Raw genomic sequence first — 21,384 nt, 5'->3', positions numbered from 1 at the left:
AAAAAATACCATTACGATCCTGTCAAGATTGTAATGGTATTTTAAGTTAGGATGAATAGTTTTATGCGCAAAAAGGTTAATTATTCTTTAATTGTTGCTTTAATTTTGTCATAATAAAGAACTGTTAAATCTTTAAAGCCTGAATCTGAACCGACACAAAGCCATATTTCTCCGTTTGAATTAGCCCTGACTGAAACCGGATTATCTGAATTGGAGCGTGAAACTAATTTGTAAATGTTTTTATCTAATCCGTTAGCCACGTTTCCTAATACATTCATTTCCTTGCCGCCTTCCGATTGTGTGCCGTTATCTATACTAATGGTATAAACTTTATTTAAAAGTTTTACAGTCGGTTCATTCGGTGATGCACCTGCTTTCAAATAGACTGAACTTGCCGGAGAACCTCCTGTTCCAGGATCGGATGCGCTGTAAGATGTTCCGAGATTAATATCAAATGTAACTTTGTAATCACGGCCGGGAGCCAGGCCCGAAACCTTTTTCTTGAGAAACATAAACATACCATCACCTCTGTTATATCCCTGCATTCTGAGGCCATATTTAGTCGAATCAAGGACTGCCGGCAGCCGCGCCCTGCCGAAGGACTTTTCCAGGGTTGTATCATTGGTAACTGAACTGTAACCAGAAAAACCACCTGCCCAATCCTCAACAGTTGTTTGAAACTGCGATTCTACTGTTATAATAGCATTCAGTTTTTCATTTTCGTCCTTACACGCAGCCATACAGCCAATGACAGCTACACTGCTCCACAATATCCATTTTTTCACGGCACTCAATTATTTTTTGTAAGTGAAATACTTGGCTCACTTCATTTATGAACTTCCTTAAAAACTTTATCCGATTATAAATATTGTAGGAATTTTGTGTAAATCCGGTTTATTGTTTCTCCATTGTCTGATTGAATACGTTTTTACAAATTCGTCAGGTGCTGTCAGGTTACTGGCAACACAAAGTGAAGTTCCGGGCTGGCAGGATTCTAAAATAGCATCCATAAGCTGGTTGTTTCTGAAGGGCGTTTCCATGAAAATCTGTGTTTGATTACGTGCCTGCAATTCAAGGTGCTGGATTGCTTTTTTTCGCTCAGTTTTATCAATGGGCAGATAACCATTAAAAGCAAACGATTGTCCGCTCATGCCCGAAGCCATTAATGCAAGTAGAATAGAAGAGGGGCCAACCAATGGAACCACATTGATACCCAGATCATGCGCAAGCCTGACAGCGACAGCGCCCGGATCGGCTACTCCAGGGCAGCCGGCTTCTGAAATAATCCCGGCATTTTGATTCAGATTTTTTAATTGCTGTTTGGTTTCGGCCGGATCGGTATTTTTGTTTAATTCAAAAAAAGTAATCTGATCAATCACTTTGCCAAGCCTCAAACTACTGATAAAACGGCGGGCTGTTCTGATATCTTCTGCGAAAAAGCAGTCCAGATTTGTTATAACATCCTTGATCTGCGGACTAAGTACATTTTCAGAAGTGTTTTCTGCCAATACAGTCGGAATCAGAAATAATGACAGTGCTGATGAGTTCATGACTTTTAAAGCTTATTTTAATTAGACTCCAACCATTTAAGTAATAATGGAGTCATTATGAGAGAGCAAAGTTACGTGCTATGTTAAGACAACTATATATTATACTTTTTTTATTCATTCTTCTTTCATGTAGCCAGGAGACTGCAAATGTGCCACAAGCCAGTTTTAGTTCAGTCGCAGGAACGTGGCGGTTAATTGAAATTGAAAAAGGAGGATTCGGACAAAAAATATGGGAAGTTGCTGCTGTTAACTCCGCGAAAAACCTCGTTTTCCGGGAAGATGGTGCAATTCTGGATTCCCGGAATTTATCAGTTTGCTGCGGCCCGACTTCTTTATTGATCAATGGTGATTTCTTTGAAATAAAACCTGCCCTGGCTATAGCTGTCAATCCGCTTTGTGCCGTAGTAAACTGCACATCCTGTCCTACATGGGAAATAGAATGGAATAAAAATCAGCTAATCATTTCATACTGTGACGGTACCAGGGAAAAATACGCCAGGTGAACCGGCCTTAATTTCAGGTAAGAAAATCCACCAGGCTTTTTACAAAGGCTTTTGGCTGTTCTGCCTGTATCCAGTGTCCTGAGTTTTCAATGGTTACAAGCTGAGCGTTCGGGAATATTTCAAGAATGCCCTCCCAGTCCTCATCCAGAATGTAATCTGACTTATCGCCGCGCATAAATAATACCGGAACTTCCACAGGTTTTTCTGAAACGACAGGGACGCCTACATTTTCCATATTACCCGAAAGCAGCGGTAAATTAAAACGCCATCCAAATCCTCCTTCCTCTTTCCGGTACAAATTTTTTAACAGGAACTGCCGCACAGATATGATTGGTTCAAAATCGGCCAGAATATCATCAGCCTGGTTCCTGCTCTCAATTTCATTGACAGGAATTGCATTTAATCCTTTCAGGATTTTAGTGTGATGAATCGCATACTCTTTTGGGCCAATATCTGCAATAATCAATTTTTCATACGTTTCCGGAAATCTTACAGCGTACTCCATCACGGTTTTCCCACCCATGGAATGTCCGAGTAAAATGGGATTGGAAATATTTTTTTGCTCCAAAAAATCTTTAAGGTCATTGGCAAAAGTCACATAGTCAAGTCCGCCGCCATGAGGTGAACGGCCATGGTTGCGCTGGTCGAGAAGATAAACCTGATAACCTTGTTCGGAAATAGTTTTGCCAATGGTAAGCCAATTATCCAGAAAACCGAAAACGCCGTGAAGAATTATTATTGACTTTCCCGTTTCACCTATTTTTTTATAATTAAGAAGCATGATAACTTTTGATAAAAATTAAATTGAATCACCGAAAAATGCTTTTTTTCGTCCATAGGACCTTTATACGTATATATGTTATACGGAAGGCAAATGTCGGCAGGATTTCTATTAGAGAAAACAACATTCGAAATTAAAAAAATAACAAAAAAATAATATACATAATATGTCAATATTGATATAGAAATCTGTATTATTCCAACAAATCAGCGAGTTATACATATTAGTATAGCATTTAAGTAGGATTATGGTAATTGTTTATGAATGAAAAAAACTTTTATTTTACGCTAAATTAGTTGTCATCAATTGATGTATCCCACTAATATTAAAAACCAAATCAAAAAATTTTATGAACAGGAAAAGTTTACTTTTCAAGGCAGCGGTATTTACTCTGCTGTTATTTTCATTGTCTTTTCTGAGCGGACAAGTAAATGCTCAGGTAACTTCATCGTCAATCAGTGGGCGAATTACCGATGCCAAAGGTGAAACCTTACCAGGTGCTACCATTAAAGCACTTCACGAACCAACGGGATCAGTTTATTCAACTATTACGTCAGAAAGTGGACAATACACATTGCCAAATCTACGTGTAGGCGGTCCTTACAAGCTTACTATTACGTTTATCGGCTTAGTTACCAAAGAGATTAGCGATGTTACGACAACCCTGGGTTCTCCGGTTTCAATTAATATTGTACTTGAAGACGCTTCTCAAACGCTGAACGAAGTAGTGGTTACCGGTGGCAAAGGTAATGTTATAAGTACCTCAAGAAATGGAACTTCAACATTCATATCTCCAAGATTGATGCAAAGTGTTCCTACAATCAACAGAAGTGTATCTGATTTTGCCCGTCTTACTCCTCAGGCAAATACGGCTGGCAATGGGGTTTCGTTTGGTGGACAGAACAACCGTTATAATCAGTTCACAATTGACGGTGCCAACGCAACGGATGGGTTTGGTTTAGGATCATCAGGAACAAATGGCGGTCAGGCCGGGATCAATCCTATTTCAATTGAAACAATCCAGGAAATGCAAATCGTGTTATCTCCATACGATGTTACGCAGGGAGGTTTTACAGGTGGTGGTATCAATGCAGTTACAAAAAGTGGTGCCAATATGTTTCATGGTTCAGCTTATGGACAGCTTCAAAACGATGCCTTTATTGGTAAAAGCGCAGGTTACAATGACGTAGTTACCAGAAACAAATATCCAGAATTTAAAAACAAAACTTTCGGTGCAAGCTTAAGCGGGCCAATTGTTAAAAATAAATTGTTCTTCTTTATTAATGCAGAAAGATTTATTAAATCGACTCCTCTTTCCTTTGACCCTACTTTGTCAGGATCTGGTTCAAATGCAAATGTTGATACATTACAGGCATTAAGAAATTTTATTAAAGAAACTTATAACTATGATCCGGGAAATTTTGGAGCCATTAACAACGAAAACAAATCTACTTCGTTATTCGCCCGCCTGGATTGGAACATTAATGAAAAAAATACATTGACATTGCGTCACAATTTTGTTGACGGTAGCAATGATATCAGAAGCAGAACTGCCAATTCTGTTGTATTTGAAAATGCCGGATACAAGTTTTTGAGCAAGTCTAATTCAACAGTTCTTGAATTGAACAGCACTTTTTCTTCAAGAGCTTCTAACGTTTTACGTTTCACTTTTAACACGATTCGTGACAAGAGAAATAGTAATTTCTTCCCTTCATTAACTATCAATAACTATGATGTAGCCAAGAAATTAACGATTCAATACAACCTTGGCTCCGATAATTCGTCTCAGGTTAATGGCTTGAACCAGGATATTTTCACGATCACGGATAACTTTACTTTATACAAAGGAAAACATACGCTTACTTTTGGTACAAACAATGAGTTCTTTAATAGTGAGAACTTGTTCCTTCAGAATTTCTACGGAACATATGTATACGGTGCTGCTGGAAATACTAATTCCAACAACATCTCCAATTTTATGGCTAACAAGGGATTAACATCCTATGCGATAGGTTATTCGACAAGTGCGGATCCTACCGACAAAGCGCAGGCTAATCTTCACGCTGCACAGTTTAGCGTATATGGACAAGACGTATGGTCAATGAAGCCTAATTTTAAACTTACTTATGGTTTAAGAATTGACCTTCCTGTATTCTTTAATAAGCCGGCTGCCAATGCACCGTTTGAAGCAGATCCAACTTTCAAATCTTTTGACGTGAAGACGCAGCAAATGCCTAAGGCTTCCCCATTGTTCTCTCCACGTGTTGGGTTCAACTGGGATGTAACAGGTGATGCTACAACGCAACTTCGTGGTGGAGCCGGGTTATTTACAGGCCGTGTTCCTTTTGTATGGATTTCTAACCAGATGTCAAATACAGGTGTTACCAATCTTGGCAGGACAATTACTGCTGCTGCCGATCTTGCGAATATTCCTTTCAAATTCGATCCTGCTGACGCACACGCGGGTGCTTACATTCCAACGTCAACTACAACTCCGGCGACTGTTATTAACGTTATTGATAAAAACTTCAAATTTCCTCAGGTTTTCAGAGCCAACTTAGCTTTGGATCAAAAATTGGGTGTTTGGGGTCTGATTGGTAGTTTAGAAGGTATTTTTACAAAAACGGTAAACAATGCCAATTATCAAAACATCAACCTTAGCGAAAATGGTGAAGGCACCGTGGCATTGGGATCAACAACACGCCCATTGTGGACAAAAAGAATCAGTTCAAACTTTACTGATGTTTTGTTGTTAAAAAATACAAACAAGGGATACAGCTATAACTTTACTGCTCAGGTTCAAAAGCCGTATAGCAAAGGATGGTCAGGTTTCTTAGCCTATACTTATGGACGCTCTACCTCGATTAACGACCTTACAAGCTCGGTTGCTTTTTCTAACTGGAGAGGTGCATATACAACAAATGGACTTAATCACTTAGACGTGGCTAACTCAAATTTTGATCTGGGTTCACGTGTAGTTGGTACAATAAGCAAGGAGTTTAAGTATTCTAAAAACCTTGCAACAACCTTTACGTTAATTTATACAGGTCAGTCGGGGCAAAGATTATCATACTTGTATAGCAGAACTATCACCGGAGATGATATCGCTGGATCAGCTTCCGGATTTGGTAACACATTGGTATATCTGCCTAAAACTGCCGCTGAAGCAAACTTTGTAGATATAAGAGGTGGAGCAACTGCTTCTCAACAATGGACTGACTTTCAGAAATTCGCTGCGGGTAACAAGTATTTAGCCGATAACCTTGGAAAAAATACCAAACGTAATGAAGACAGAACTCCTTTCGAACATCATTTCGATTTGAGAATTGCTCAGGACTTTATTATTGGTAAAAACAAACTTCAGGTTTTCTATGATGTTCTTAATGTTGGTAATCTTGTAAACAAGGATTGGGGAAGAAGTTATGCAACATCTTTCCAAAGCGTTAATTTGTTTACGGTAGTTAACTCAGGTGCACAGACTCAGGACGGTACTGCTGTTACACCTAGCACGAAAGCGCCGGCTATGCAGTTCAATATTAACAACATGACTGACATCAACGGAACAAGAAGACCTTACACCGTAAGTGATTTTACTTCCCGCTGGCAGTCACAAATCGGAGCCCGTTATTCGTTCTGATTGAATTGTTAACAGTTTTTATGAACAGAAAACCCGCATCATCGTGCGGGTTTTCTGTTTATTCAGGGTTATCTATATTCCAGGCAGTTACTGGAAACAGATAGAAATTGAAAGGCCACTATGAAATTAAACCGAAAATTTATAATTAATTTTCTTTAACCTTTTCGACTTTCTTCAACGTCTCGACACCAGCCCGGTACCCTTCAATGATGAGCCTGGAAATATCATCAGAGGTGAATTTTTGCAGGTCTAACACCAGCGGAACTGCCGGGCGAATTACGGTCAGTTTCATTGGAACTCCACGAAGAATGGAACGGTCAACAAAAGATTCAGCCCAAAGAATATTGTTATTAACAATTTGATTAACAGTAATATCCCTTACCCGTTCAATGAGTGTAATCAGATTTCTTGCATTGATTCCTTCCGGCTGATATAATAATGGAGAATGGCAGGCAATCAGTACAATTTCTGTTGCTCCGTCTTCAATAGCCTGGCGAATGGGTGCCACTTCTCTCAACCCACCGTCAAGAAATAAATCATTATGAATGGACACCGCCGGCATCAGCATGGGAATAGAAGAACTGGCGTACACGTAATCCAGAAACCTTGAATCTTTTGGCGATACATACTTTATTTCACCACTTTCAATATTGACTGCACCAACCTTTAATTTTACGGATGAACTTTCAAGATACTCATCCTGAACATTTTTACGGATCAGCTGATGAAGTGGGAGTGGATCAAGAATGCCATCAAATCGGCTCATAAGCGTATTCATGCCTAGTTTCACCCTGGACCGTAATATTGAAATATCTTGTGGATGCGTGATGTTTTTAATCCAGAATTCTAAGAGTTTACGGCCAGCAACCGGCCAGGAAATTTCTTTTTTTCTTTTAACTGAATCCCCGTTTCATTAGTGAGAAAGGTAGCGTTGAGTGCTCCGACAGAAATTCCATATATCATTTCAGGTTCAAATCCATTTTCAAGTACTGCTTGTATGACGCCTACCTGAAAAGCGCCTTTCATTGATCCACCTCCCAGAACGAGTGCTTTCATATTTTGTTGGCTTTCGGCCTTCCGCCCCGCGCGGCGGACCGTTATCGGCTTTCAGCTATAAGTTGTTTAGTTTGATTTTTTACATTTGGGAGACATTGTCATTTTATACGACCCAAGCCATCCTTTTTTACTCAATTCTAAACATTTTCAGGGTAATATTAGTGTAAACAGAAGATTTTATTCCAAATTTGAACATTGAAGTTCAGAAACAGGTTAAATAAATAAATGACACCTGGTTTCTGCGACCTGCTTTTTAACACCAGTAAGGGATCGAGTGCCCCCGTTTATCAATATGACCCTTTCAATAAAGGAAATTCAGCTTCCCGTTGCAGATGAAATGAAAGCTTTCGAGCAAAAATTTCGTCAATTTATGAAAAGTGATGTAATGCTTCTTGATCAGATCATGAATTACATCGTACGTCGTAAGGGAAAGCAACTTCGCCCGATGTTTGTTTTTCTTACTGCTGGTGTTTGCGGCAGCGTAGTGGAGTCAACTTACAGGGGCGCTGCACTCATCGAACTTCTTCATACGGCCACGCTGGTACACGACGATGTTGTGGATGATTCCAATTACCGCCGCGGTTTTTTCTCTGTAAATGCATTGTGGAAAAACAAAATTGCGGTACTTGTTGGAGATTACCTTCTTTCGCGTGGGTTACTTTTATCTGTTGATTATCAGGAGTTTGATATTCTTAAAATTGTTTCCACGGCAGTAAGGGAGCTAAGTGAAGGGGAATTGCTCCAAATTGAGAAAGCACGCAGGCTGGATATCAATGAGGAAGTTTATTACCAGATAATCAAACAAAAAACGGCTTCGTTGATTGCATCTTGTTGCGCAGTAGGCGCTTGTTCGGTAGGAGCAGGGGAGGATGTTGTAAAACGCATGCATGCTTTTGGCGAAAAAGTAGGCATGGCTTTCCAGATCAAAGATGATCTTTTTGATTACGGCGAAGATGAAATTGGCAAGCCTCTGGGAATTGATATCAAAGAAAAAAAATGACATTGCCGCTTATTTATGCTTTAAACAAAGCAGGCTGGCTGGAAAAACGCCGGATTATTAATATCATCCGTAACGAAAGTCACAAACCCAAAAAAGTAACTGAAGTAATTGATTTTGTAAAAGCCTCAGGAGGACTTAAATATGCGCAGGAAGTAATGGAGCGCTATGTTGAGGAAGCCCGAATTTTATTGCATCAGTTTGCAGATTCCCCACACCGCAAATCACTCGAACATCTGGTTCAGTACACCATTGAACGTAGTAAATAAGAATGTTCTGCGCAGATATAAATTTACTATGTTGGCCGGACATCCTTTTCGTGAAGCTATGTGAATCATCCGTGCCACGGATGCATTCAGGTTACGTAGCTACGGCACTCTGCATTATATATTGATTAATTATATCTCTATAAACAGGTAGCAACGACTTGGCAGTGTAGGCAAGGTTCACTGATGTAAATTAATAAGTAGAAATATTTGTTAAACTAAATTTTTAGTTATATTTGACTAATAACTTAGTTGTTAATTGAATATGTCTAATTTTTACTGGTTATGAAAAATTTCTTTGTTTGTATACTTACCTTAATTATACAGAGCGCTGCTGCCCAAAAAGTTCTTTTATTATCAGAAATCACAGAAAACGAAAGAACAGTTTTAATAAATAGATATGCCGAAGATGACACTGATCAAAAAAATCAGCAGCTTTTGTACCAAACTGTAGACAGTAATATCAGGACAGTATTTCCTAATGTGCCAAAAAATGGAATTGATGTATCTGCCGGGATAATGGTTAATAAAGAAGGTTATGTTGATTACGTTCTATTCGATCTGCTTCATTCACAGAAGTATAATAAGGATTCCCTGGCTGGTAAATTCAGGGATGCCTTTACCAGGCATATGTCAAAATACAAGGCGTCTGTTCCAGGTAAACCTTTCATTCTGTCATTTAGTTTAGGAATTGGTCAGGTAAAACAACCCAGAGAAGTTCGGCATACTGACAGTTCATTAACAGACCTGGCCAGCCTAATTGCATATAAAGATACTTTGGGCATTAAAAGGCTTTTTCTCAATGATTTAGAATTGAAAGCCATCCCCAATTCCATATACCGTTATCCAAATCTGGAAGAACTTTATCTGGGTAAAAATGAAATTGAAGCAGTTAATCTCGACATGAAGAAGCTTCCTATATTATCACAACTTCATTTGCAGAGTAATAAAATATCATCTGAAAATTTCAGGATTTCAGTAAATAAAACCTTGAAATTGCTAAATCTCAACGAAAATCAACTGACAGATATTCCAATTCAGACAAGCAATTGCAAACGCCTGGAAATACTCTGGTTAAGTGGAAATGATTTAACCAAACTAAGGAATGCAAGTTTTAAGGGATTAAAAAAAATAAAGGATTTCAATTTATATAAAACCAATATTGCTTTGTTGCCTGGCGGAATTAAAAAAATGAAGCATCTTCAGACTCTGGATCTTTATCACAACAATTTGGAAGCACTTCCAAAAGCCATAACAAAATTAAAAAGGTTAACGCATCTTGCAGTTTCGCATAATCAGCTGAGTATTTTGCCGGCCAAATTGTATAAATTAAAAAATATCAACACACTTTACGCTCATCATAACCGTTTAAGCAAACTGCCTGAAAAAATTGCACTATTACAGGATATGAAAATTCTTGACCTGGGTCATAACTGGTTTACCAATTTCCCTGATCAAATTACGGCATTTACAAAACTGGAAGAACTTGACTTATCAGGCAATAATTTTCATGAATTTCCAACACAGCTTTTAAAAATCAAACACCTCGATAAGCTTTATCTGCGTGGAAATCCATTTACAGAAAATCAGTCAGAATTAAAATATGGCCAGGAACTCGGATCGCTGAAGGATAAAAATATTGAGGTGTTTTATTAAATCCTTACAAATTCCACCAATAAGTAAATTTCAAAACCAAAGCCCGGTTTTTGATCAGGAAATTTTCAGGTAAATAATTGTCAGTATAAACGATAAACAAATCAGAAGCAGGTTTATACCGCCACTGAAAACGTGAATTCAGGTTGATATTTTTAGACTGATTGTTGTACTGCATAAATGTTGTAAAAAAGAGCTTGTTGGTAAACGTAACATCTACGCGAGGCCCGACAAGCCACAATTGTGTACGGTTCCAGGGATCTGGTAAACGAATATCATTATAATTTCCTGCCATCGTAATAGCTACATATGGCTGAACACGATAACCAAGCTCAACTCTCAGGTTATTCCGGTGTCCATTTTGGTAGTAACCTCCAAAAACAGCTGAGGCGTTATAGGTAAGTCGGTTTTGCGGGCCGGAAGCAATGTCAAATCCGGTAGATTTCCAGTTGTGCTCAGTATTAGTAGCAAGGGTAAAACCACCGAGATTGGTAGGATCATAAGGACGAAGCAGCCGAACATAATTACTTGCTCCCCATACCGAAATGGTAGCCCGGTTAATGAAATTGAGATTATACGAAAAGATAAATTCTTTATCACTCACAGAAAATTCTTTATCCCAATACACATTTGTAACCAGTTTGGGCCCATGACTGATGATTTGTGGAGACTTAACGAAAAATAGATAACCTATGTTGGGACTGATCTTGTAATATCCGTTTCTTGGCGCATTTGGTACGTAACCTACTTCGGCATTGTAGTTTCTTCCAACATATTCATGCTGCCATTGCCAGAAAAAATTTGCTTTATTAAACTTCAAATCTGCTGCATGTACAAAATCATCAGTCGATTTGCCAGGTGTAAACGATTTTAAGAACATGACTTTTCCAGTCCATAAATTGTTGACACTTGCCAGATTATACTCAGCCCCAATATTCCTGTTGTAACGATTGCTGGCGGAGTTTTTTTCCGGTGAATAATTAATTGCATCCCGGTTTATAAATATAAAACGCACATTGGAGCGAGCAAAAACCTGTCTCTGCAAGGCAAAAACAGCATAATTATTTTTCGGCGTACTGTCCTGGGAAGCGGTTTGAACATCAAGCAAACCTATTCTCCATTTCTTATTCAATTTACCGCTCATACGCGCCCCAAATTGGATGGGAACACCCAAACCAATACGACGGGAGAAAAAAGGACGAATGGTAGCGTACCCGAAGTTTGCAAATAAATCAGCATTCTCAAGGAAAAACTGGCGCCGTTCAGGGAAAAATAGTTCGAAACGGTTCAGGTTGGTTTGCTGTACATCCACATCAACCTGTGAAAAATCCGGATTGACAGTAAGGTCAAGATTCAGTGAAGGTGAAAGTCCTATTTTAACATCACCTCCAACCGTTGTTTTATATTTGTTCGGCGTGTCGTTCTGATAATCTTTGGTCAGGCGCGTTGCCAGAAATGGAATCAGAGAAACGTTGGGCCCCGGATTAGGTGGCGGCGTATCCCAGACCAGCACACCTGTATAAGCAAGTGAAGCGGAAGGAAACTGGCGCGGAACGGGCGCCCAGGCAGATTTTTCAGAAATAGTCAGATCCTGCCTGCTGAAATTAATTCCCCATTTTGAAATTCCTGGTTTGTATCGGATACTTTTAAACGGAATCGCAGCCTCCCAAACCCACTTTTCATCATCGTTTACCACCTCGGAAAGCCATTTATTGTCCCAGCTGAGATCAACTGTACCACCGTCACCCATTTGTCCGTCCCACGGTGCGCCCGCAGCATTTGCGCCAAAAGAAAAACCATTGGTTCGGTCATCAAAAGTATCCATGAACAACAAAAAGTTATCATTCTTGCCAAATGCAAAATCTCTCTTCAACGACTCAACGATGATAGAGCTTTTGACTGGCTTATAATTGATAACAAGAATATACAGGTTATGCTTGTCGTAAGACATTTTCACCTCAGTTTTACAGCGCGAGAAGCTGGTATCCATGGGTGTAATCATGAAGAAATCCGTAGCTGTTTGAGCAGATTCCCACGCAATATCGCTGGCTACACCATCAACTTTTATTTCCGAAGGTGCAGGGAAGATATGATACTGATAATTTTCATTGGGTTTTTGAGCAAAGCAATAACAGCTTAACAGGTAAAAGAAACAGGCTGGAAGAAGTTTTTTCAACACTTTTTGATGGGTATAGGAATATAGAAATAGGATAATCCGGAAGTTGAATTGATAATATCAGATTAGTCCCTGAACCATTTTGAATCTGCATAAAAGGTGCCGAATGGTATAAAAGATGCAATAAAAGCCAGAATGGATTTTTTAAAAGACCAGCTCTTTTCAATGGCAACCTGGATTAACAATATCACATAAAGCACAAAAAGTACGCCATGCGCCATTCCTACCACGCGAACCACTTCAGGAATACCAGCCAGATATTTTAGAGGCATTGCGATTCCTAAAAGTACCAGAAAAGAAATTCCTTCAAGGATTGCAACAATGCGCAGGCGACCCAATGATGATTTAAGAAGAGTAGATAACATAAAAATTACTGCGTAATGAAAGATAGTATTTTTCTAAGACAAAGATAGCTATTCGAATAATTACAATCATACATTTGAAATCAGGCATTTGGATGAATTATTGAGCAAAGCACATATTATGAACTATATCTGTCAATAGTACCAGAAAATATGTTTTTCTTTTTATAAAATTCTGCAATTATGATAACATGAGAAATATTATTTTGACGAAGTGCTTCCCGCATATAATTTTATTGTTTTATTTTGCGAATTGTTTTACTAAAAAAATCATCATATGACTAAAATTTATTTCTCGTTTATCTTCACACTATTGGTATTTTCTGCCAACGCACAAAAATTTAAAGTTGCCGGAAAAATTACAGATGAAAAAGGAGATCCGCTTATTGGCGCATCCATTATTGAAAAAGGTACAAATAATGGCACTACTGCTGATGGCAATGGTATGTATGCAATGTCTGTTGGATATTCCAGCGCGACGCTTGTAGTAACATATGTAGGTTACAACAAAATTGAAAAGGAAATTAACGGACAGGAAACTCAGAATTTCACTTTACAGGATGCAACACTGCTAAGCCAGGTAACCGTAGTTGGCTCACGTAATATGAATCGTTCGTCTACGGATACACCTGCTCCGGTTGACATCATCAATATTCAGGAAATCACAACAAAACAGGGACAGCTTGACGTGAACCAGCTTTTACAATTCGCTGCACCATCATTTAACTCTAACCGCCAGACCGGATCGGATGGCGCCGACCATGTTGACCCGGCTTCATTACGCGGATTAGGTCCTGATCAGACTTTGGTTTTGATTAATGGTAAACGCCGTCATCAATCGGCATTGGTTAACTTATTTGGATCAAGAGGCCGTGGTAATACGGGAACCGATTTAAATGCTATTCCTGCTGCTGCAATAGAAAGAATAGAAATTTTACGTGACGGAGCTGCGGCACAATATGGTTCGGATGCCATTGCAGGTGTGATCAATATTGTTTTGAAAGAAAATGTCAACCAGCTGACTGCCAATGTTAATGCAGGAATGTACCAGGCCAAATATCGTTTTGATAATAAGAATTTTGACGGGCAGAATTACAATGTCAATCTGAATTATGGGGTTGCTATTGCCAAAAAGGGATTTCTGAATGTGACTGCTGATTACAATTTTCGCGACCACACCAACCGTGCCAATACGGATGCGGGCGAAGAACTTCTGCGTCGTCAGTATGGTGATCCGCAAATGAAAAATGCGGCACTTTATTACAATGCCAAAATTCCTGTTGGAAAAAATGTTCAGGTTTATAGTTTTGGTGGTTTAAATAAGCGTAAAGGCGATGCTTATGCCTGGACACGTTTCTCAAATGATAACAGAAATATTCCATCTATTTATCCCAACGGTTTTGATCCGGTTATTGCCAGTAAAATCGACGACAAAGCAGCTACGGTTGGTATCAGAGGAATATGGAAGCAATGGGATATTGATCTGAGCAATACATACGGAATGAATAAATTCCATTTCCTTGTCAATAACTCATTAAACAGATCAATGGGATTACAAACCCAGACATCATTTGATGCTGGCGGGTTTCAATTGGCTCAGAATGTAACCAATTTGAATTTTACCCGTAATTATAAAAGTATCTTGCATGGCCTGAATGTAGCTTTCGGAGGAGAATACCGGAATGAACGCTATAAAATATTTGCAGGCGAACGTGCATCTTATGACACTTATGATACTGATTTTGCAGGTGGTTCTCAGGGATTTCCTGGCTATAGCCCAACAGATGCAACCAGCAAGGGACGCTCGAATGTTGGCGTTTATCTTGATGTTGAAGCAGATATCACTAAAAAATTACTGATTGATGCCGCTGTTCGTTTTGAGAATTACAGCGATTTTGGAAGTACATTAAATGGGAAATTGGGTGCCAGATATGAGATTTCAGAAGTGTTTGCAGTTCGTGGATCAGTCAGTACCGGATTCCGTGCACCATCACTGGCTCAAAAATACTTTAATTCTACTTTTACCAACTTTGTAAACGGACAACCGGTTGAAGTTTTACTGGCAAATAATAACAGTGCAGTAACACAGGCATTAGGGATTCCACAACTAAAACAGGAAACATCACAAAATGCAAGTTTGGGAATTACGATGAAACCAGCTTCCAGTCTATCTGTTACAGTGGATGGTTACTATGTCAAGGTTAAAGACCGGGTAGTTTTAACCGGGCAATTTAGCGATGAAGATGAGGAGATTGGTGATTTGTTGAAAGCATTACGCGTAGGAAAAGCCCAGTTTTTCAGCAATGCACTTTCGTCAACGACCACAAAAGGACTGGATATTATTATAGCTCATGGTACTTCACTTAGTGTAGGACGGTTGAGTACAACGCTGGCGGCGAATTTAAACTGGATGAAATTGGGCCCGATAAATACGAGCCCAAAATTAGAAGGAAAACAAAATACTTATTTTGACGAAAGGGAACGCCGTTTTACATTAGCTTCTGCTCCTCCTTCCAAAATCAATTTAACTTTTGATTATACAGTTAATAAGTTAAGCTTTATGCTGCGTTTTATCCGCTTTGGGGAGATTAAGTTGGCTAACTGGGATTATGAGCTGGATGTGTACAAACCAAAAGTTCAGACAGACCTCACGGTTAATTATAAATTCTCCAAAAATATCTCTTTGTCTATTGGCGGAAGCAATATTCTTAATGTATACCCAACAATGTCCAAACCATTACTGACTGAATCAGGTGGCGCATGGGACCCGGTCCAAATGGGTAGCAATGGTGCATTTTTCTTTACAAGAGTTGGGTTTAAATTCTAATATTTAATCAATGAAATACGGTTTTTTCGCTTTCTTTTTTCATTTATCAATCATTGTCAAAAGTCAGGATTGCAAGTTACTTACGCAGACCTTTGCAGTTGCGGATACGATGAAAAAAGAAAGTGGAGAATTGTATGTTTTCCGTTTTAGTACACAGCAGCTGGATGCCTTACAGCAAATGCCTGGGTTGGCAAAATCAATTCCAGTAATTAAAAAGCTGCAAAAAACGCTGGATGAAGATAATACTTCTCTCAAAAACGGGACGTTATGGCAACTGGATGAGAAACTTGCAGAAAAGCAATTTGCAGAATTAAAAAAAGAATGTCCTGAAACCGGATTTAAGGTATTTGAAAGAGAAATTTCTTATTACAAATTAAGGTACAAGGTAAAGGATGGGAAGTAGGGAATTTTCTAAATTTATAAATATTGAATTTGAGATATTGAAGTGAAAGTATCATTAGGGACATTATATCAACGGTCTGCGGTGCGGTAGAAGTTAATAACGTTGGGGGAAATCCTAATGCCAAAGGTATGTAACGTTTCGTACCGGCGGCACTATAAACAATTCTTATAACTTTTGGCTACCAATATTTTATCCTTCTGTGATTTTGAAAATGATGTTAATTATTTCTGTGATTTTGTAATTTTATTCTAATAGAAAAGGGTTCCGGCAACATTTGCCGGAACCCTTTTTACTGCTTCAATAAGATACTAAACCACTTGTGCCTTAATCTTTTCCCTGTTCTTATTGATAGAGGCATTTTCTTTATCCCTCATTTTTATAAAGTCTTTAAATCGCCGGATAGTAGCCATCAGGAAACCTATAACCAGTACAAAAGTACCCAGCCAAAGAATATTAATCAGTGGTTTTTCGGTCGCTTTCATCACAATATAGTCCCGTTGTGTTGTATTGACTGCGAAAGAGAACTGACCTGTTTGCGGATTGATTTCCTGGAACTGAACACGCAGTCCTAAGTCGTTGTTAACCTCTGGTTTACGGGCAACCATCCGATCCCTGATCACAAAAGAAGGAGTAATGATATATTCGTGCTCGTTGTCCAATACCCTGATAATTGCTTTTACCGCCGCATCGCCTTCTCCCAAAGTTACGCCTTCCACAGAATCTGTACGGACTACATTATCCAGAATAGCTACGTAATCATTTACAAAGAATGTATCCCTTAAACTGGCGGTAAAATTCTCAGTAGCACTCCAGACGGGCTCTGCAGTCGGATTGGTAACCATTGCGACATACGTGTACAAATCCTTATCTAATTTGCGGCTAATATCCGGAGATGACACAATTCCACCCATTCTTGGATTAATCTGAACGCGAGGGAAAAGATTGAAAACACGTCCGGAAGGTTCCCGGTACTCAATTTCGTAATAAAAATTTTCAGGGAAGATTTCCAGGGTATCGCCTTTGGAATAATACTTCTTATCGTTTACAACAATATCCCTGAGCGCAACAGCGTGGAAGTCGTTTTCAATAATATCAACCCAGCTTTTTGAAATGTATTCAGGAATGCTGCGCGGTTCTACACGGACATCCCGCCAGGTAAGCATATAATCACCCATTTTTTCCGGCTTATTAAGCCATAGCGTGATGTTTTCTTTATTTTCTTTATTATCGTTGTTGGTAAATTCTTCGCTGCGGGAAATCATCAGCCCCGAATTGTTAATAGAAACTACTTTGGTATAAGCAGATGAGAACAGGATTCCGATCAGCATCAAGGCAACACCAATGTGCGTTACAGCACCACCCGACAATGTATAATTTCCCCGTGCAATGTTGAACAAAATAGTACCGTTCGCAACAATCGCAAATATGGAAGTGGTCAGTAGCACGATATACTGAATATCCTTAACACCCTGGATTGTAATGACAGCCGCGCTGATAATTAACGCAATAAGCAATGGATTGTACAAAGCCTGAAGTTTATCCTTTCCAACACGTTTCCACCAGAAATATTGGCCAATACCTGTTAGGACGATAATCAGGGAGAAAAACCAAAGCTGAAATTTGTTATAATGTCCAACCTGATCGGCCGGTAAAGCCATATTTAGTACTGTTCCAAAGGCTTCTGCTATTTTATTATAAACCGGAATCGAAGTAGTAGCAAGAATTTGAAAACCGGAAAGACACAATAAGGTTGCTCCAATAAAAATCCAGAACTCCTGGGAATAAGTGGAAACTTCCTCTTCGTCCGACGGAAGGCTTTTCCAGCGATATGCAAGTAAACCAATGGCGACAATCAGGAATGTCAATAGATAAACCAGTAGCTGACCGGACAATCCCAAATCCGTAAATGAGTGAACCGACGCATTTCCAAGAACCCCGCTCCGTGTCATGAACGTAGAATAGAGTACCAGAATGAAAGTTGTAATAGTTAAGATGAACGAAGTTTTTAATGCAGTTGCATTTTTGCGTGCGATAATCATGGTGTGAATTGCCGCAACAAGAACCAGCCAGGGAACAATTGAAGAATTCTCTACGGGATCCCAGTTCCAGTAACTGCCAAAATTAAGCGTTTCGTATGCCCAATAAGCACCCATCAAAACACCTACACCTAAAACCAATGCTGAAAATAATGCCCACGGTAAAGCAGGACGAATCCATTCCTGAATTTTTTTTGTCCATAAACCGGCAATCGCAAATGAAAATGGAATTAGCGTAGAAGCAAAACCTAAAAACAAGGTAGGAGGGTGAATAACCATCCAATAATTTTGTAAAAGCGGATTTAAACCGTTTCCGTCTTTTGCAATGAAATTCGGATCCATTTTAAACACTGGAATATCAGGCATTACTTCTTTTAGCAGAAGAAATGGAGTAGAGCCGATTTTAACATCCAATCCGGGAATGACAACTCCCAGAATCATGGAAGTCAAAAATGCCTGTACAAGAGCAAAAACAGTCATAACCGGGGCTTCCCAGGATCTGTTGGTAAAGATCAGAACTGATCCTAAAACGACATTCCAGAATATCCAAAGCAGGAAACTGCCTTCCTGATCCTGCCAGAAACTGGAAATAGTATAGCCGGTCGGTAAGGAAAGGGAAGAGTTTTTCCAGGCATAATGATATTCAAAATAATGATTACCGATAATCCAGTATAAGGAGAAAACGACACCTAACACAGCCAGTACGTGAACAACATAAGTTACACGGGCAAAACGTTTCCAGATCGCCAGATCATCCACAGGCGTATTAGCCATTCCGGCTTTAAAATAAGCAAAGGTGGCTACTAATGCCGATACAAATGCGATAATTACCAGCAGGTGACCTGCGCTTCCGATAGTGGTATGGATCATGATTTAGATGCGGTAGCCTCGGTTGTTTCCAATTTTCCGTTTTCGTATTTAGATGGACACTTCATCAGGATTTTCTCCGCTGCGAAAGTGCCGTTTTGCATTTTTCCAACTACCACAACCTGTTCAGATTTATCAAAATCCTGAGGTTTGGTACTTTTATATACTACTTTCTGAGCCACATTGTTATTGTCGATCAAAGTAAAAGTGAAGTAGTTTGGATCAATTTCGGGATGGTAATCCATTTCCAGGATCTGTCCTGACGTATTTTTCTTTAATTTACCAACAACGTGAATACTTTCATTATCACCGCTGGAAGCCAATTCCTGTGCTTTGGAAAAGTTTACATAAGTGCTTGCATCACCAGCCGTTGATATAATGATTCCAATTGCTACGGCTACTATCACAAGACCGAATATCTGTATCTTCTTCATACGTTTTTACTTGATATTTAATTCTTTTTCAATTTTGCCAACCCTCAATTCCAACCGGATCATATTAATTGCAATCCCGGCAAAAACGACAGCAATAACAGCAACAACAACCCAGATTTTACCATCTTCCCGTAATTTGTCAGCCATTGGAACGGTATTGTCCACAGTAGTTTGCGCTAACAAATTTCCGGAGAAAATAATAAGTGAAATCAGAATGGAAAAGACTTTTTTCATGGTATTTATTATGTACTTAATTCTTAACGAATTTTTGTTTTGAAATGTTTACAGTTTCTTCAAAATGTGAGGCTTGCGCTGTCAGGATTTTTTCACTTCCAAAAAATCTTCTTCCCTGAAACGATTGATTCTTTTAATTCTGACCCTCAATTCAGCAAACCAAAGACCTAACAAAATCCAGCCGATAATAGCCGGATAAAAAACCATCCGAAGGTCATTATTCATATCATAAGAACCGAATGTGCTGTTACCACCGCTTCCTGGATGTAATGAATCTGTAAGGCGTGGAAGAATATAAATAAGAGGAACAAAAACAGCAAAAGCGAAAATGTTATAAACAGAAGCAATTCTGGCTCTGCGCTGTTCGTCCTCAAATGAACTTCTTAATAATAAATAGGCAAGATAAATCAGTATACCAACAGCAGCCCCGTTCAATTTCGGATCATTTGGCCAAGGATCACCCCATGTAAAATTAGCCCATACCGAACCACTCAAACAACCCAGAATTCCGTAGAATAATCCCGATTTGGCAAGTTCACTGGCTATGTCATCATGCTTTATATTTCCGCTGTTCAGATAACGAACCGAGAATATCATGGAAGTAAACAATAACAGAGTCATAGCCAGCCACAACGCTACATGAAAATAGGTATTCCGGATACTTTCATTCAAAATAGGTAAATGTGGTACCGGGCCCATCAGGCCATTTATGATGACGTAAAATATTAAAATAATACAAAGGATTTTCCACCAAAGCTTTTTCATTATCAGATATTACTATGTGTTTAACAGAAACTTTTTTACCGGAAACCGTAATCTGCTCCTGCTGCCGTTTACTTTTAATTTTTACTAAAAACCTTATGTCAGCTTCTCCATAAATAAGGAAAAAGCAAATAACTAAGCGTTATTACTATCAGGTCGATGGATAATAATGTGCTGATTTCGTCTGTACTTACACTCCAGTCCAGGCCGTCCAATGCATTTTTTGCCAGTTTTATTGTCATTAACAACATTGGCAAAATGATGGGAAAACTTAAAACTGCCATTAAAGTCGCACTATTGTCTGCCTTGGAAGCAATTCCGGCAACCAATGTCAGAACGGATGCAAAACCAACTGCCGCCAAAGCAATGCAAATCATGTATAAACCAATGTCGCCAACCGGATTTCCCATTACAAAAGCATAGAACCCGAAACCGATGCCCGAAAGAAAAAGCATGATGAAGGAGTTATATATGATTTTAGATAAAATGATTGCCTGCGGGCTGCATAAGCTGTAATAATAGATCAGGCGGCCATATCGTTCCTGAGAAAAACTTTTTGCTATTGCATTCACTGCAGCAAAAAGCAGGATTATCCAGAAAAGTGTGTTCCATACAATCGGTGTAAGCTGATTGCGACGCAGGCCAAAGCTGAGATAACAAATAAAAACGGTACTTACCAGGTACAACAGCATACCGCTTAATGCGTATTTTTGCCGCCATTCCAGCGTAAACTCTTTCCAGATGAGGGTTTTTATCTCGTTCAAATTATGGGCAATCGGCAGTCGGCGGTTCAGCTTTCGGCGCAGTGGTTACTCAATTACTTTTAATTCCTGCTTTTCT

At 39.1% G+C, this 21,384-nt stretch carries 17 protein-coding genes and 1 pseudogene; 6 read left to right on the top strand and 12 right to left on the bottom strand.

From position 1 onward, the window contains the following. Positions 1 to 80: 80 nt before the first annotated feature. Both KZC02_RS06300 and KZC02_RS06295 read right to left on the bottom strand, forming a co-directional pair. Entirely contained in the window at positions 81 to 785 is a 705-nt protein-coding gene (locus tag KZC02_RS06300) for a hypothetical protein (RefSeq protein ID WP_221393327.1), read from the bottom strand. A 66-nt stretch (positions 786 to 851) separates the two neighbouring features. After that, positions 852 to 1,550, bottom strand: a complete 699-nt coding sequence (locus KZC02_RS06295) for an SAM-dependent methyltransferase (RefSeq protein ID WP_221393326.1) — start codon at positions 1,548 to 1,550, stop codon at positions 852 to 854. Between the two features lie 149 nt (positions 1,551 to 1,699). On the opposite strand from KZC02_RS06295, the gene KZC02_RS06290 reads away from it, so the two are divergent. Then, positions 1,700 to 2,053, top strand: a complete 354-nt coding sequence (locus KZC02_RS06290) for a hypothetical protein (RefSeq protein ID WP_221393325.1) — start codon at positions 1,700 to 1,702, stop codon at positions 2,051 to 2,053. A 13-nt stretch (positions 2,054 to 2,066) separates the two neighbouring features. Here the strand turns inward: KZC02_RS06290 and KZC02_RS06285 are convergent, their stop codons facing one another. Then, the gene (locus KZC02_RS06285; RefSeq protein ID WP_221393324.1) at positions 2,067 to 2,834 is read right to left on the bottom strand and encodes an alpha/beta fold hydrolase; all 768 of its coding nucleotides are present in this window, start codon (positions 2,832 to 2,834) and stop codon (positions 2,067 to 2,069) included. A 349-nt stretch (positions 2,835 to 3,183) separates the two neighbouring features. Between KZC02_RS06285 and KZC02_RS06280 the strand changes: the two genes are divergently transcribed. Then, positions 3,184 to 6,471: a carboxypeptidase regulatory-like domain-containing protein gene (locus KZC02_RS06280; RefSeq protein WP_221393323.1), complete on the top strand. Its 3,288-nt coding sequence runs from the start codon at positions 3,184 to 3,186 to the stop codon at positions 6,469 to 6,471. 145 nt (positions 6,472 to 6,616) lie between these two features. Here KZC02_RS06280 and KZC02_RS06275 read toward each other — a convergent pair whose 3' ends face one another. Beyond that, positions 6,617 to 7,237: a patatin-like phospholipase family protein gene (locus KZC02_RS06275; RefSeq protein WP_310590415.1), complete on the bottom strand. Its 621-nt coding sequence runs from the start codon at positions 7,235 to 7,237 to the stop codon at positions 6,617 to 6,619. Between the two features lie 80 nt (positions 7,238 to 7,317). After that, entirely contained in the window at positions 7,318 to 7,527 is a 210-nt protein-coding gene (locus KZC02_RS32835; protein ID WP_310590414.1) for a patatin-like phospholipase family protein, read from the bottom strand. Between the two features lie 292 nt (positions 7,528 to 7,819). On the opposite strand from KZC02_RS32835, the pseudogene KZC02_RS06270 reads away from it, so the two are divergent. After that, positions 7,820 to 8,793 (top strand): annotated as a pseudogene (locus KZC02_RS06270) (polyprenyl synthetase family protein). Positions 8,794 to 9,228: 435 nt separating this feature from the next. Then, positions 9,229 to 10,446 carry a leucine-rich repeat domain-containing protein gene (locus KZC02_RS06265; RefSeq protein ID WP_221393322.1) on the top strand — a complete coding sequence of 406 codons (1,218 nt, stop codon included), beginning with the start codon at positions 9,229 to 9,231 and terminating at the stop codon, positions 10,444 to 10,446. A 4-nt stretch (positions 10,447 to 10,450) separates the two neighbouring features. On the opposite strand, the gene KZC02_RS06260 is transcribed toward KZC02_RS06265, so the two are convergent. Next, positions 10,451 to 12,619 carry a DUF5916 domain-containing protein gene (locus KZC02_RS06260; protein WP_221393321.1) on the bottom strand — a complete coding sequence of 723 codons (2,169 nt, stop codon included), beginning with the start codon at positions 12,617 to 12,619 and terminating at the stop codon, positions 10,451 to 10,453. A 65-nt stretch (positions 12,620 to 12,684) separates the two neighbouring features. Continuing rightward, positions 12,685 to 12,984 carry a DUF3817 domain-containing protein gene (locus KZC02_RS06255; protein ID WP_221393320.1) on the bottom strand — a complete coding sequence of 100 codons (300 nt, stop codon included), beginning with the start codon at positions 12,982 to 12,984 and terminating at the stop codon, positions 12,685 to 12,687. Between the two features lie 274 nt (positions 12,985 to 13,258). On the opposite strand from KZC02_RS06255, the gene KZC02_RS06250 reads away from it, so the two are divergent. Both KZC02_RS06250 and KZC02_RS06245 read left to right on the top strand, forming a co-directional pair. Next, positions 13,259 to 15,808 carry a TonB-dependent receptor gene (locus tag KZC02_RS06250; RefSeq protein ID WP_221393319.1) on the top strand — a complete coding sequence of 850 codons (2,550 nt, stop codon included), beginning with the start codon at positions 13,259 to 13,261 and terminating at the stop codon, positions 15,806 to 15,808. A 10-nt stretch (positions 15,809 to 15,818) separates the two neighbouring features. Then, positions 15,819 to 16,211 carry a hypothetical protein gene (locus KZC02_RS06245; protein ID WP_221393318.1) on the top strand — a complete coding sequence of 131 codons (393 nt, stop codon included), beginning with the start codon at positions 15,819 to 15,821 and terminating at the stop codon, positions 16,209 to 16,211. Positions 16,212 to 16,519: 308 nt separating this feature from the next. Here the strand turns inward: KZC02_RS06245 and ccsA (KZC02_RS06240) are convergent, their stop codons facing one another. The 5 genes from ccsA (KZC02_RS06240) to KZC02_RS06220 all read right to left on the bottom strand — a co-directional run bounded on the left by ccsA (KZC02_RS06240) (position 16,520) and on the right by KZC02_RS06220 (position 21,308). After that, a complete protein-coding gene (gene ccsA, locus KZC02_RS06240; RefSeq protein WP_221393317.1) occupies positions 16,520 to 19,117 on the bottom strand; it encodes a cytochrome c biogenesis protein CcsA in 2,598 nt (865 codons plus the stop codon). Beyond that, positions 19,114 to 19,548, bottom strand: a complete 435-nt coding sequence (locus KZC02_RS06235; protein WP_221393316.1) for a cytochrome c maturation protein CcmE — start codon at positions 19,546 to 19,548, stop codon at positions 19,114 to 19,116. The genes ccsA (KZC02_RS06240) and KZC02_RS06235 overlap by 4 nt, the downstream gene beginning before the upstream one ends. Before the next feature lie 6 nt (positions 19,549 to 19,554). Further along, positions 19,555 to 19,782, bottom strand: a complete 228-nt coding sequence (locus tag KZC02_RS06230; RefSeq protein ID WP_221393315.1) for a CcmD family protein — start codon at positions 19,780 to 19,782, stop codon at positions 19,555 to 19,557. A gap of 81 nt (positions 19,783 to 19,863) precedes the next feature. Further along, positions 19,864 to 20,547, bottom strand: a complete 684-nt coding sequence (gene ccsA / locus KZC02_RS06225; RefSeq protein WP_221393314.1) for a cytochrome c biogenesis protein CcsA — start codon at positions 20,545 to 20,547, stop codon at positions 19,864 to 19,866. 98 nt (positions 20,548 to 20,645) lie between these two features. Then, positions 20,646 to 21,308: a heme exporter protein CcmB gene (locus tag KZC02_RS06220; RefSeq protein WP_229254023.1), complete on the bottom strand. Its 663-nt coding sequence runs from the start codon at positions 21,306 to 21,308 to the stop codon at positions 20,646 to 20,648. Between the last annotated feature and the right edge of the window lie 76 nt (positions 21,309 to 21,384).

It is taken from the genome of Dyadobacter sp. NIV53 (assembly GCF_019711195.1).
Taxonomy (GTDB): domain Bacteria; phylum Bacteroidota; class Bacteroidia; order Cytophagales; family Spirosomataceae; genus Dyadobacter.
This window is presented reverse-complemented; position numbering and strand designations above follow the sequence as displayed.